Source organism: Kutzneria chonburiensis (assembly GCF_028622115.1).
Taxonomy (GTDB): Bacteria; Actinomycetota; Actinomycetes; order Mycobacteriales; family Pseudonocardiaceae; genus Kutzneria; species Kutzneria chonburiensis.
The window spans coordinates 9,982,260-9,994,285 of sequence record NZ_CP097263.1 but is presented as its reverse complement, the minus strand read 5'-3'; the positions used below and the strand labels follow the sequence as shown (position 1 = coordinate 9,994,285).

Below are 12,026 nucleotides of genomic sequence, written 5' to 3'. Positions count from 1 at the left end.
GGCAACGATACTGGTGAATCCGGTCGTTGTCGGCGAAAATCCGGGGACGGCCCGTGGCGAGAGGCGGCAGGCGTGGAACCGGTCGAGGTGCTCCCGATCGAGGTGCGCACGCGCGTGTTCGCCGCGCGGCCGGGCTCGGTGCCGGAGATCCGCGAGTTCATCCGGCAGTGCGCGGCCGACGTGCCGCTGGCCGAGGCGGACGGCCGCGAGGTGTCCAACGCCGTGTTCCGGGCCATGCTGGACGCCGCCGGGCCGGACGGCGCGGTCCAGGTCTCCTGCCGCACCTACCCCGACTACGTCGAGTTCGACGTCCTGCGCACCGTCACCGAAACGGCCGAGCCGACGCCCGCCGGTGGGACGTTCGCCGACTGGATCACCGATGTGCTGCGGCGCGAGGGCATGAGCCGGGAGGCGGCCGCGCGGCAGCTGGGCGTGTCGGCCAAGACCGTGAGTCGCTGGGCCGGCGGGGAGACCGAGCCCCGGCTGCGGGAGCTGCGGCGGATCCAGGAGCGGTTCGGGGACGTCGGGCTGCGGTGAGCGGTCAGACACCGAAGGCCTCCGCCGCGCGGTGACCGGGCACGGCCAGCTCCACGGTGCAGCCGGCGGTGTCCGAGCTGACGTCCAGCCACTCGCAGATCTGGTTGGTCAGCCACAGTCCGTCGCCGTCGGCCAGTTCCTGGCCCGGCGGGCGGAAGCCGACGAACGGATGCACCGGCAGCGGCTGGTCGCCCCGCAGCGTGCAGACGACGCGGCCGGCGCTCGCCCGCACCCACACCGACACCCCGCTGATGCCGTGCCGCAGCAGATAGGTGATCGACTCCCCTACCGCGATACCGAAGGTGGCCACGGCATCCTCGTCCGGCAGCAGCGGCGTCGCCTTGTCCAGCACGTACCGCCGCACCGCGCCGAGATCGCCGTCGAAACGGTAGAAGTCGCCGGCCACCGCCACCGTGCCGGCGGTCGAGTGGCTGCGGGCGAAGTCGGCCGGCGCCATGAACTCCGCCGACGGGCGGGTCTGCATGCCGGTGACGAACTCGGGGTGGGTGCGGCGGGCGTCGTCGATGATGCCGGGCTCGACGATTCTGGTGTCGTACGGGCAGATCAGCCGGATGTCGGCGTCGGCGAGGACCACGTTGACCCCGGCCTCCATGCGCTGCCAGGCGTCGACCTCGCGGCGGGAACGCCCGGCCCACACCGGTTCGGCGATCACCCGCACCACGCTGCCGCCGTGCTGCCCCCAGTAGCGGTGGATCGCCGCGGCCCGCTGCGGCGGCCGGCGGCCGAAGTAGGCCGCCTCGGCGTAGTCGACGTTCTCGGCCTCCTCGCCCATCGCGTCCCGCAGCAGCTCCAGGTTGGCCGAAGTGGTGGCGACCAGCACCGGTTCGCCGCGGGCCAGGCCGTCGCGGACGAACGGGACCGCCATCCTGAGGAACTCGGCGTCGCTGCCGTACAGACAACCCTGGTGCCGTAAGCCGGATGTCATCGCACCGTCCGATTCCGCGGGGATTTCCGGCCCGAGACTACCCGTCGAGACAGTCGAACGGAATTACCGAAATTGGTGAGACACTTCTGTCCCCTAAACCGTCACAGGGCCCGACAGAATTGTCTTACACGTGGATCGGGTGCTCGATCACCTCGTAGCCGGCCGAGCCGCTTCGCCGCACGAAGTGCAGGTCGACCAGCAGCCGGCGCAGCCCGGCCACGTCGTCGCCGGCCTGGTGGAGGTAGTCGTTGACCTCGGCCTCGGTGAGCGTGCGGTCGTTCGGCAGCAATGTGCACAGCACCGCCGCCATCGCGTCCAGATCGGCCGGCCGTTTGGGCAGCGTCCGGATCCGGCCGTGCACGAGAAAACGCCGCAACGGCGAATCCGCCGGGATGGCCCGGCCCAGCGCGGTCGCCTCCACCACCGCGTCGGCCAGCGCGCCCAGCGTGGTCAGGTCGGCGACGAACTGGCCGCGGACCTTGGTCAGCAGGCCCGCCTCGGTCAGCCGGCCCACTTCCTTGGCCACTGTTCGCAGGTCGCCCAGCTCTTCGAGGACGACCGGCACCCGGCGCTGGTTGCGGTCGGCGATCGCGGCCAGGATCGCCAGCCGGGCCGGGTTGGACAACGCCTGCAACGCGGCGGCCGCCGCGCTCAACTTCGCGGACATCGGCGGAGGGTAGCCCGAACCGGCCGCCGGCCGCGATCAATTACCGTGCACCCGTGCGCTCCCTCTTGTCGCGGCTCCGCCGTCAGCCCGAAGCCGCTCAACCGTCGATTCTCGACGAGTACGTGACGGCCGCGCCGTCGCCGCAGAACGCCGTGGATCTGTTCGCCGGCGAGTGGTCCTCACAGCTGCCCGGCCTTTCCGCCGGGCCCATTCCGCTGTTCGCCGACGACCGGGTCCAGTGGGCCCTGTCCGAGCTCGGCGGCGTCGACGGGGCCCGGGTGCTGGAGCTGGGGCCGCTGGAGGGCGGGCACACTTTCATGCTGTCCAAGGCCGGCGCCTCCGTGCTGGCCGTGGAATCGCAGACCCGGGCCTATCTGAAATGCCTCATCGCCAAGGAACTGCTCGGCATGCCGAACGCCCGTTTCGTGCTCGGCGATTTCATGGCCTATCTCCGCGACACCGACGAGCGTTTCGACCTCGTCTTCGCCAGCGGGGTTCTCTACCACATGCGCACCCCGGTCGAGACCATCGCCTTGATGGCTCGCGCCGCTTCGTCGCTTTTCCTGTGGACCCATTACTACGACGAGGACATCGTCCGGGCCAGCTCCTTGCTGTCGCCGCGTTTCACCTCGTCGGCCGCGGCATCGCACGAGGGCTTCGAGCACACCCTGCACCGCTTCGAGTACGAGAGCGCCTTGCAGCTCAAGGGTTTCTGCGGCGGCAGCGCCCCGCACAGCAACTGGCTCTCCCGCGCCGACCTGATGGCCGCCCTCGAACACTTCGGCTGGCAGGTCAAGACGGTCGCCTTCGACACCCCCGACCACCCGCACGGCCCCGCCCTGGCGCTCGTCGCCACCAAGGCCTGACTCCTTCGGGTGATGCCGGCCACCCGAGGTTCGCGTACCGCTACCCCCTAGGGGTATAAAGGACGGGAGCCCGTGACTCCCCCGGCAGCCGGCCGCGTCGTGGGCCACCGACCACAGGAGGACGACGATGCACGGTTACGCCGACAACAAAGAGGCGCACCTGCGTCGCCTGCGTCGGATCGAAGGCCAGATCCGCGGGCTACAGCGCATGATCGACGAGGACAAGTACTGCATCGACATCCTGACGCAGATCTCCGCCGCGACCAGGGCGTTGCAGGCGGTGTCGCTGTCCCTGCTCGACGAGCACCTCCGGCACTGCGTCACCGACGCGATCGCCGAGGGTGGCGCAGGAGCCGACGAGAAGATCAAGGAGGCGGGCGACGCCATCGCGCGTCTTGTCCGTTCCTGAAACTCGCAGAAGGAGAGCAACCACCCCCATGGCCGAGAACACCTACACCGTCCAGGGCATGACCTGCGGCCACTGCGTCAGCTCGGTGACCGAGGAGGTCAGCGAGGTGACCGGCGTCCGGCAGGTGGACGTCGACCTGGCCACCGGCCGGCTGACCGTGGTCAGCGACGTCGACGTGCCGGCGGCGGACATCCGCGCGGCCGTCGAGGAGGCCGGCTACCAGCTGGTCGGCTGACGCCATGGCCCGTCGGCGTGGAGGCGGCGGGCCACTCATTCTGCATGGAGGAGCCTCGATGACTTCGGCGACCGAGCTCGCCCGGCGCGAGGTCGAGCTGTCCATCGGCGGCATGACCTGCGCCTCCTGCGCGAACCGCATCGAACGCAAGCTGAACAAGGTGGACGGCGTCACCGCGACCGTCAACTACGCCACCGAGAAGGCCCGAGTCAGCTTCCCGGACTCGGTCGTGCCCGCGGACCTGGTGCAGGTCGTCGAGGCCGCCGGCTACACCGCCGCGCTGCCGGTGGACAAGGTCGAGCCGCCGGTGGAGCACGATCCGCTGCGGCAGCGGCTGCTCGTGTCGGCGTCGCTGGCCGTGCCGGTGATCCTGCTGTCGATGGTCCCGCTGCTCCAGTTCCCGAACTGGCAGTGGCTGGCGTTGACGCTGGCCAGCCCGGTCGTGGTCTGGGGCGCGCTGCCGTTCCACCGCGCCGCCTGGACCAACCTGACGCACGGCGCCGCGACGATGGACACGTTGATCTCGATGGGCGTCGGCGCGGCCTACCTGTGGTCGCTGTACGCGCTGTTCCTCGGCGACGCCGCGATGCCGGCGGCCGGCATGGCGACGATGTCCGGCATGGACATCTACCTGGAGGTCGCCGCCGGGGTCACGGTGTTCATCCTGGCCGGCCGGTACTTCGAGGCCCGGTCCAAGCGCCGCTCCGGCGCGGCCCTGCGGGCGCTGCTCGAGCTCGGCGCGAAGGACGTCGCGGTGCTGCGTGACGGCCGCGAGCGGCGGATTCCGTTGGGAGAGCTCAGGGTCGGCGACGAGTTCGTGGTACGCCCGGGCGAGAAGATCGCCACCGACGGCGTGATCACCGAGGGCAGTTCGGCCGTCGACATGAGCATGCTCACCGGCGAGTCGGTGCCGGTCGAGGTGCGCAGCGGCGACGCCGTGGTCGGCGCGACGGTCAACGCCGGTGGGCGGCTTGTGGTCCGTGCGACGCGGGTCGGCGCCGACACCCAGCTGGCGCAGATGGCCCGGCTGGTCGAGGAGGCGCAGAACGGCAAGGCGGCCGTGCAGCGCCTGGCCGACCGGGTGTCCGGGGTGTTCGTGCCGGTGGTGATCATGTTGGCGCTGGCCACTTTGGTGGTGTGGCTGGCCACCGGCCATCCGGCCGAGGCCGCGTTCACCGCCGCCGTGGCGGTGCTGATCATCGCCTGCCCGTGCGCGCTGGGCCTGGCCACGCCGACCGCGTTGCTGGTCGGCACCGGTCGCGGGGCGCAGCTGGGCATCCTGATCAAGGGGCCGGAGGTGTTGGAGTCCACGCGGCGGGTCGACACGGTGGTGCTGGACAAGACCGGCACCGTCACCGAGGGCCGGATGAGCCTGGTCTCCGTGCACGTGGCCGAGGGCGTCTCCGCTGAGGAGGCGTTGCGGCTGGCCGGCGCGCTGGAGCACGCCTCGGAGCACCCGATCGCCCGCGCCATCGCCGCCGCGGCCGGCAGCTCACTGCCCGCGGTCGCCGAATTCCATGCCGAGGAAGGCCTTGGCGTGCAAGGGGTCGTGGACGGCCACCGGGTCCAGGTCGGCCGTTGGGGCCTGCCGCTCGACTCGGAGCTGACCGCCGCCAAGCAGACCGCCGAACAGGCCGGCCGAACCGCTGTTGTCGCGGCGTGGGATGGCATCGCCCGGGCGGTGCTGGTGGTCTCCGACACCGTGAAGCCGACCTCGGCCGAGGCCGTCGCCGGCCTGAAGTCGTTGGGGCTCAAGCCGGTTCTGCTCACCGGCGACAACGCTTCCGTTGCCAGGGCCGTCGCCGCCGAGGTCGGCATCGACGACGTCATCTCCGAAGTCCTGCCGGCCGACAAGGTCGACGTCGTGGCCCGGTTGCAGCGTGAGGGCCGGGTCGTGGCGATGGTCGGCGACGGCGTGAACGACGCCGCCGCGTTGGCCCGGGCCGATCTCGGGCTGGCCATGGGCACCGGCACCGACGTGGCCATCGAGGCCAGCGACCTCACCCTGGTGCGCGGCGACCTGCGGGCCGCCGTCGACGCCATCCGCCTGTCCCGCAAGACCTTGGGCACCATCAAGGGCAACCTGTTCTGGGCCTTCGCCTACAACGTGGCCGCCCTGCCGCTGGCCGCGTTCGGCCTGCTCAACCCGATGATCGCCGGCGCCGCGATGGCGTTTTCCTCGGTCTTCGTCGTCAGCAACAGCCTCCGCCTGCGCCGCTTCCACTGATGCAGGGAAGGACGCCTTACCTGCATCCAATGCAGGTAAGGCGTCCTTCCCTGCACTCAGCCGGCGGTGATGGTGATGGGGGCGGTGTGGAGGATGCCGTCCGTCTGGAACTGGATGAACAGCCGCCAGTCGCCGGCCTTGGGCAGCATCGCCTCGAAGGTCAGCTTGTCGCCGGCCTTGCCCTGCGGGTGCAGGTGCGCGAAAGCGCCATCCGTTGCGTGGAACGCCGTCAGATGCGCATACGTGTCAAGGTAGGGCTGGAGGTCGGTGACCGGCCGGCCGTCCTTGGTCACGCTGACCGTCAGCTGATGGGTCATGCCGGCCATCGGCTTGTCGCCGCCGATGGTCAACGTGAAGCCATCCACCGAGGTTGTTGCGCTGGGCGCTGCCAATGGGACTTTCGTGGCGTCGCCCGGGACGCTGACCGGCTGGCTCAGCACCTCATCCGTGCCCTTGACCACGAACTGCGTGTACGCCCGATAGCTGCCGGGCGCGGCGGTGGCCAGCGGCGCGGTCCAGGTGCCGTCCGCAGCCATGGTCGGGTGCACGTGCTGGAACCCGGTCAGGTCGGATCGCACCAGGTAGAAGTGCATGAGCTTGGTCTGCTCGGGGTCGAACGCGGTGATCGCCCGTCCGTCGGAACCGAGGATCTTGAACTGGAACGAGCTCGACAGGGTGGTCGAGGTCGGCTGGAAGGTGTAGCCGCCGGAGGTGGCGGCCAGGCCGTCGCCCATGGCCATGTCACCCATGGTCATCGGGGAGGACGTGGTGGTCGGGGCCATGCCCGGCATCGAGTCGGGGCTGCCGCAGGCAGCGGTCAACACCCCGGCGGCGGCAACGGCCGCCAGGGCACGCGTGATCGTGAACATGGAGAGTGTCTTTCCGGTACAGGTCAACAGGACGGCTCACAACGAGCGCCTGTCACGTCCGGGACACGCACACCATGGTCAGCAGTTCGGCTCCCGAAGGCGGTCCCCGCCGGCTCGGGCCGCCGACCAGCAGCGGCCGCCACACCACGGTCAGCAGGATGGCGACGAACAGCAGCACCAGGGCCAGTACCGGCGGGTGATCGCGGGAAGGCGTGGTGAAAACGCACACGCCCCCGTGACCGGATCCCATGTCCATGCCGGTGTGCGCCACGGCCGTCATCGACGGCATCGCGCCGCCGGAACAGTCCTGCGCCGGCAGCCCGTGCATCAGGAAGACCCCGGCCAGCACGGCAAACACCGTCAGCAGCCGCGCACCGGAGGTCACCGCGCCAACATACCCCATGCCGGTATGGGGCAGCCGATCCGGCGCACCCCTAGAGCGCCGGATCGGCCACCATCCCCCGCGCAACAGCAACAGCATGGCGGCGATGGCTTCGCCGTACCAGCGAAACCGTACAGCACTTTTGAGCCGCTTCGCTACGCTCAAGTGAAATGGTACAGATGTGCATCAAATCTGCCCGACGCTGGTTCGCATCTCAACTACATGGAATACTGGTTCCGCAACGCCGACCTGGGGAGAGCGGAACATGAGCACCGATCGCGAGACACCGACGACGCTGAGCGATCGGTTGAACCGCCTGTTCGACGTGCGCCGCCCCGCCGACGCCCCCGAGCGGGCCTACACCAACCGCGAGGTCGTGACCGCCTGCAAGGCCGCCGGCCTCGAGCTGTCCGAGTCGCACCTGTCCGAGCTGCGCCGCGGCGTCAAGCAGAACCCCACGCTGCGCACCCTCCAGGCCATCGCCTCCTTCTTCCAGGTGCAGGTCGGCTACTTCACCGACGCCGAGATCCCGGCCGACGTCGACCGCGAGCTCGCCGGCCAGGCCGCCAAGCTGGCGCAAACGCTTGCCGCCAACGCGGCCGCACAGGACGAGCTGCGTGCCGCGACCCAGGAGCTCCAGCAGGCCATGCGCGACTCCGGCGTCACGAAGATGGCCCAGCGCGGCATGGTCAACGCCCGGACCGCCCGTGCGCAGGCCTCGATGATGCGCGCCCTGGCCAAGGCCCTCGTCGACGACGAAGACGCGTGACCATCCGCCTTTCCGTGCTCGACACCTCGCCGATCGTGCAGGGCAGCAACGCGCTTCCGACCGCGCGGAGATCGCCGTCCGATCGGGTGGCGTGCTGGTCGGGTCGCCGGACACGGTGCGCGGGCTGTTGCAGGCTGTCCTGGACGAGACCGGCACGACGGAGCTCATGCTGACCACGCCGGTGTACGGGCACGCGGCGCGCCGCCGCTCGTACGAGCTGGTCGGCACGATCGCCCCGTTGCTTCAGTGAGGGGTGTCGATGGGGCGGTACGACCGGCTGCGCGAGTTCCGGCGGCTCGACCCGACGTGCGACTACCACCGCATCTACCGGGACATGGCCCTGCTGGAATTCCCGTGGGACATGACCATGGGCATCCAGCTCGGCTTCTACCGTACCTTCGCGGTGCCGGGCATCAGCGCGCTGCTCGACCGCACCGGGCGGATGACCGGGCACACCCAGCGGCGGCTGGACAACACCGCCATCCTGATCTTCGAGGCCATCCATTACGGCTTCGAGCACGAACGGGGCCTGGCCGCCATGCGACAGATGCGGCGGGTGCACGTCGCGGCGGTGCGCCAGGTCAGCACACCCGAGCAGCCGTGGCGGATCCCCAACCACGAATTCGTCTACGTGCTGGGCACCTTCGTGATTCCGGTGCTGCGGTGGCTGGATCGGTACGCCTGGCGGCCGATCTGCTGCCATGAGCGGACCGCGATGTTCCGGTTCTACCAGGAGCTGGGGCGGCTGATGGGCGTACGGGACGTGCCACCGACGCTGCCCGAGTTCGAGGCCTGGTTCGATGCGTACGAACGGGAGAATTTCGCCTACACCGTTGAGAATCAGCGGCAGTGGGACGCCACCCGGACCCAGCTGACCGAGCTGTTCGCCGCGTGGCTGCCCGGCCCGCTGGCGGCGGCCGGCCGCCGCTTCGCCGACACCATGGCCAACGCGCTGCTGGACGACCGGTTGCGAGCGGCGTTGGGGGTCGGTCCGGTGCCGGCGTGGGCGGTCCGCGCGGCCCGGGTTGCGTTCAAGGCCCGCGGTGTTGTAGTCCGTTGGCTACCGGTCCGGAAAACCCCGCTCTACCAGGACGAACTGGCCACTCCGAGCTATCCCGACGGGTACGAGATCTCGCGGGTCGGGCTCTGACCGTCCGCAGTGGACTGCCCCTTCGTCGCAATCCGCCGTGCCGGCCGGTCGCGGTCGCTAGTGTGGTTGCCATGTCGATCCCACCCGGTCTGCTGGCCCGGCGCACCACGGAACTGCCGCGCCAGCTCTGGCACCTCGGCGGCTTGATGTCGATCCGGGTCACCGCCGGGGACACCGAAGGCGCGCTGAGCGTCGTCGAGCAGCGGGCGCTGCGCGGCTACGCCACGCCGCCGCACGTGCACTCCCGCGAGGACGAGACCCTGGTTGTGCTGGAAGGAGAACTCGAGTACACCGTCGGCGACCGCGACGGGGTGTTACGCGCCGGCCAGTCGGCGTTCCTGCCCCGGCACAAGGCCCATCGGTTCACGGTGACCTCCGAGCGGGCGCACTACCTCATGCTGATCACGCCTGGCGGGTTCGAGGAGATGTTCCAGGTCGTCAACTTCCCGGCGCCCGAGGAGCGAATGCCGGGCGAGGACGTCCACCCCGCCACCGATCCCGCCATCATGGCGGCCGAGTCGGCGGCACGCGGCACCGTGATCTTCCGTGACGATCCGGCCGAGCGGGCCCGTCAGGTCGCATTGTTGGCCGCTGGGCCCGGCACCGCCTCGTCCTATCGGCACCTGGCCGGGCTGATCGCCGGGCCGGGCCCGGTGTTCGGCGACGTGATCGACGGGCTTGTCCTTGCCGCACAACGAATACCGCAGGACCCTGGGCATGCGCGGGCGCTGATCCTGCTCGGCATCCTGGCCGAGACCGCGCACGACTTCGTTTCCGCGCGGCTGCCCGAGATCCTTGCCGCCGTCGGTCCGGACCAGCCCTCGTCCGTGCTGCTGGCGCTGGCGTTCCTGGGCGCGCATTTCCGTGAGCACGCCCCGGCCGTGCTGGCCGCCGTGGTCGGTCTCGAGGAAGAGGACCGGCGGCGGTTGGAGCGCTGCCTCGCCGCCGCCGATCCGACCCGGATCGGCCGCTCGTGGCCGACGCCCGCGCTGTGGGAGCTCAGCGAGGCCGAGCAGGAGCTGGACCGCCGCTGGCGGGCCGAGGGGGATTGGGACGCCGGGACCGTACAGGCCATCTGGGACGCCGAGACCACCTCGCTGCTCGCCTTCATGGGCGCGAAGGCCGATCACCACGTGGAACGGAACGCCCGTGTCTGACCTCGTCGACCTCCTCGCCTGCCCCACCTGCGTCGGGCCGCTGACCACCGTCGCCGACGGCGTCGAGTGCGCTGCCTGCGAGCATCTTTATCCCGATCTCGGCGGCTACCTCGACCTCGGCCCCGCTTCCCGTGCCCCCGGCGGCGGCCTCGGCCAGTTCTTCCTCCAGGACCCGCTGCACGTGCCCCGGTACGAGGAGCACACCCGGACCGCTTTCCTCCAGATCATGGGCGAGAACTGGGAGAACGCCCTGACCCCGGAGGCCGAGGACGACTACCTCCGGGCCCATCTCACCGCTGCCGACGTGCCTCTGCTCGACCTCGCCTGTGGTGCCGGCCGGTGGACCCGCACCCTCATCGACCACCTGGGCCTGGACCGCGTCGTCGCGTTGGACCTCAGCGTTCCCATGATCGACGCCATCCGGGCCGACATTCCCGGCATCCGCATCGTCCGCGGCACCGCGCTCCGTCTGCCCTTCGCCACCGGTATCCTCGGCGCCGTCAACTGCTCCAACGCTTTGCAGCTTCTTCCCGAGCCTCGCTCGGTCCTGCGCGAGGTCGCCCGATGCCTGCGCCCCGGCGGCCTCTTCACCGCTTTCACCTACCGCCAGGCCACCCGCCCCACCTACCGCCATTTCCAGCAGCAGCACGAGGACACCTTCGGCGTGCGCTCCTTCACCCCACACGAGCTCATGTCCTGGCTCGGCGCCGCCGGTCTCGACCTCGTCGACCTCCGCAGCCCCGCCGGCATGCTCCTGCTCACCGCCCGGAGGACCGTGTGATCCGCATACGTGGCAACGCCCTGCCCGACGGCGAGGTCGTCGACCTCTCTGCCGACGGCGACCGCTGGACCACCGATCCCGCGCCCGGCGCCGAGCTCCTCGAGGGCTGGCTGCTGCCCGGTCTGGTGGACGCCCACACCCATCCCGGCGCCGAGAAGCCCGGCGACCCGTTGGACGAGGCGTTGCTGCGGGACGACCTACACCGGCATGTCGACGCCGGCGTGACAGCAATCAGGGCGCCCGGCATCGCCGGCGAGCCGCCGGCATGGTTCGGCCGGGATCCCGACGTGCCCCGCGCTTGGCATGCCGGCCCGTGGCTGGCCCAACACGGCCAGTTCTTCGACGGTTGGGGCCGTCGGGCCACTCATGCCGAGATGCCCGCCATGGCCGCCGCGCAGGCCGCCCGCTCCGGCTGGGCCAAGATCATCGCCGACTGGGGTCCCGACGACGAGCCCGTGCCCGTCGCCGTGCTTCGCTCCGTCGTCTCAGCCGTGCATGCCGTCGGCGGCCGCGTCGCCGTCCACAGCCAGCAGGCCGCCGGCGGTCTCGCCGCCGTCGCCGCCGGTGTCGACTCCATCGAGCACGGCATGGGCCTCGATCCTTCCGCGCTGCCCACCATGGCCGCCCAGGGCAGCGTGCTCACCCCCACGCTGACCATCATCACCAGCGGTCTCCCTCGGGCCCGGGCTGCCGATCCCAGCCCTCGCCGCGACTGGTACCTCTCCGGGGCCGAGGCCCACGGGCCCCTCACCGCCGCCGCCGTCGAGGCCGGCGTCACCGTTCTCGCCGGCACCGATTCCCGTCCCACCGGCCGCATCACCGACGAGATCCGCTCACTCGTCGCCGCCGGTCTCCGCCCCCACGACGCCCTCGCCGCCGCTTCGTGGTCCGCCCGTTCCTTCCTCGGCCTCGGCCTGCTCACCCCCGGCTCCCCCGCCGACGCCGTCGTCTATCCCGCCGACCCCCGCACCGACCTGTCCGTCCTGGAGAACCCCATCGCCGTCATCCTCCGCGGCCGCCGCGTTCGCTAG

At 70.7% G+C, this 12,026-nt stretch carries 15 protein-coding genes; 11 read left to right on the top strand and 4 right to left on the bottom strand.

Translation table 11 applies throughout. The annotated features are described in order from the left end of the window. Positions 1 to 72 precede the first annotated feature (72 nt). Entirely contained in the window at positions 73 to 537 is a 465-nt protein-coding gene (locus tag M3Q35_RS46500; protein WP_273939022.1) for a helix-turn-helix domain-containing protein, read from the top strand. A gap of 4 nt (positions 538 to 541) precedes the next feature. Here M3Q35_RS46500 and M3Q35_RS46495 read toward each other — a convergent pair whose 3' ends face one another. Next, positions 542 to 1,483 carry an MEDS domain-containing protein gene (locus tag M3Q35_RS46495; protein WP_273939020.1) on the bottom strand — a complete coding sequence of 314 codons (942 nt, stop codon included), beginning with the start codon at positions 1,481 to 1,483 and terminating at the stop codon, positions 542 to 544. Positions 1,484 to 1,607: 124 nt separating this feature from the next. Beyond that, positions 1,608 to 2,150, bottom strand: a complete 543-nt coding sequence (locus M3Q35_RS46490; protein WP_273939019.1) for a DUF2087 domain-containing protein — start codon at positions 2,148 to 2,150, stop codon at positions 1,608 to 1,610. A gap of 53 nt (positions 2,151 to 2,203) precedes the next feature. On the opposite strand from M3Q35_RS46490, the gene M3Q35_RS46485 reads away from it, so the two are divergent. The 4 genes from M3Q35_RS46485 to M3Q35_RS46470 all read left to right on the top strand — a co-directional run bounded on the left by M3Q35_RS46485 (position 2,204) and on the right by M3Q35_RS46470 (position 5,887). Continuing rightward, a complete protein-coding gene (locus M3Q35_RS46485) occupies positions 2,204 to 3,016 on the top strand; it encodes a class I SAM-dependent methyltransferase (protein ID WP_273939018.1) in 813 nt (270 codons plus the stop codon). 127 nt (positions 3,017 to 3,143) lie between these two features. Further along, a complete protein-coding gene (locus M3Q35_RS46480) occupies positions 3,144 to 3,425 on the top strand; it encodes a metal-sensitive transcriptional regulator (RefSeq protein ID WP_273939017.1) in 282 nt (93 codons plus the stop codon). 28 nt (positions 3,426 to 3,453) lie between these two features. After that, entirely contained in the window at positions 3,454 to 3,660 is a 207-nt protein-coding gene (locus M3Q35_RS46475; protein ID WP_273939016.1) for a heavy-metal-associated domain-containing protein, read from the top strand. A gap of 58 nt (positions 3,661 to 3,718) precedes the next feature. Further along, the gene (locus M3Q35_RS46470; RefSeq protein WP_273939015.1) at positions 3,719 to 5,887 is read left to right on the top strand and encodes a heavy metal translocating P-type ATPase; all 2,169 of its coding nucleotides are present in this window, start codon (positions 3,719 to 3,721) and stop codon (positions 5,885 to 5,887) included. A gap of 56 nt (positions 5,888 to 5,943) precedes the next feature. On the opposite strand, the gene M3Q35_RS46465 is transcribed toward M3Q35_RS46470, so the two are convergent. Together M3Q35_RS46465 and M3Q35_RS46460 are read right to left on the bottom strand one after the other, a co-directional pair. Beyond that, positions 5,944 to 6,756 carry a hypothetical protein gene (locus M3Q35_RS46465; RefSeq protein WP_273939014.1) on the bottom strand — a complete coding sequence of 271 codons (813 nt, stop codon included), beginning with the start codon at positions 6,754 to 6,756 and terminating at the stop codon, positions 5,944 to 5,946. A gap of 52 nt (positions 6,757 to 6,808) precedes the next feature. Beyond that, complete coding sequence (locus M3Q35_RS46460) at positions 6,809 to 7,141, bottom strand: hypothetical protein (protein ID WP_273939012.1); 333 nt, start codon at positions 7,139 to 7,141, stop codon at positions 6,809 to 6,811. Positions 7,142 to 7,403: 262 nt separating this feature from the next. Between M3Q35_RS46460 and M3Q35_RS46455 the strand changes: the two genes are divergently transcribed. The 6 genes from M3Q35_RS46455 to M3Q35_RS46430 all read left to right on the top strand — a co-directional run bounded on the left by M3Q35_RS46455 (position 7,404) and on the right by M3Q35_RS46430 (position 12,026). Beyond that, positions 7,404 to 7,907: a helix-turn-helix domain-containing protein gene (locus tag M3Q35_RS46455; protein ID WP_273939011.1), complete on the top strand. Its 504-nt coding sequence runs from the start codon at positions 7,404 to 7,406 to the stop codon at positions 7,905 to 7,907. Between the two features lie 91 nt (positions 7,908 to 7,998). Next, positions 7,999 to 8,157 (top strand): hypothetical protein, encoded by a 159-nt coding sequence (locus M3Q35_RS46450; RefSeq protein ID WP_273939010.1) that lies wholly within the window; start codon positions 7,999 to 8,001, stop codon positions 8,155 to 8,157. 9 nt (positions 8,158 to 8,166) lie between these two features. Next, positions 8,167 to 9,057 (top strand): oxygenase MpaB family protein, encoded by an 891-nt coding sequence (locus M3Q35_RS46445; protein WP_273939009.1) that lies wholly within the window; start codon positions 8,167 to 8,169, stop codon positions 9,055 to 9,057. A gap of 71 nt (positions 9,058 to 9,128) precedes the next feature. Continuing rightward, a complete protein-coding gene (locus M3Q35_RS46440) occupies positions 9,129 to 10,214 on the top strand; it encodes a cupin domain-containing protein (protein WP_273939008.1) in 1,086 nt (361 codons plus the stop codon). After that, positions 10,207 to 10,995 (top strand): class I SAM-dependent methyltransferase, encoded by a 789-nt coding sequence (locus tag M3Q35_RS46435; RefSeq protein WP_273939007.1) that lies wholly within the window; start codon positions 10,207 to 10,209, stop codon positions 10,993 to 10,995. The genes M3Q35_RS46440 and M3Q35_RS46435 overlap by 8 nt, the downstream gene beginning before the upstream one ends. After that, on the top strand, positions 10,992 to 12,026 hold the full coding sequence (locus M3Q35_RS46430) for an amidohydrolase family protein (RefSeq protein ID WP_273939006.1): 1,035 nt from the start codon (positions 10,992 to 10,994) through the stop codon (positions 12,024 to 12,026). The genes M3Q35_RS46435 and M3Q35_RS46430 overlap by 4 nt, the downstream gene beginning before the upstream one ends.

Bases quoted from the DNA above. Each gene is read 5' to 3' on its own strand.
- M3Q35_RS46465 (WP_273939014.1), bottom strand. From the start codon at position 6,756: ATGTTCACGATCACGCGTGCCCTGGCGGCCGTTGCCGCCGCCGGGGTG.
- M3Q35_RS46475 (WP_273939016.1), top strand. From the start codon at position 3,454: ATGGCCGAGAACACCTACACCGTCCAGGGCATGACCTGCGGCCACTGC.
- M3Q35_RS46470 (WP_273939015.1), top strand. From the start codon at position 3,719: ATGACTTCGGCGACCGAGCTCGCCCGGCGCGAGGTCGAGCTGTCCATC.
- M3Q35_RS46455 (WP_273939011.1), top strand. From the start codon at position 7,404: ATGAGCACCGATCGCGAGACACCGACGACGCTGAGCGATCGGTTGAAC.
- M3Q35_RS46490 (WP_273939019.1), bottom strand. From the start codon at position 2,150: ATGTCCGCGAAGTTGAGCGCGGCGGCCGCCGCGTTGCAGGCGTTGTCC.
- M3Q35_RS46480 (WP_273939017.1), top strand. From the start codon at position 3,144: ATGCACGGTTACGCCGACAACAAAGAGGCGCACCTGCGTCGCCTGCGT.
- M3Q35_RS46440 (WP_273939008.1), top strand. From the start codon at position 9,129: ATGTCGATCCCACCCGGTCTGCTGGCCCGGCGCACCACGGAACTGCCG.
- M3Q35_RS46445 (WP_273939009.1), top strand. From the start codon at position 8,167: ATGGGGCGGTACGACCGGCTGCGCGAGTTCCGGCGGCTCGACCCGACG.
- M3Q35_RS46495 (WP_273939020.1), bottom strand. From the start codon at position 1,483: ATGACATCCGGCTTACGGCACCAGGGTTGTCTGTACGGCAGCGACGCC.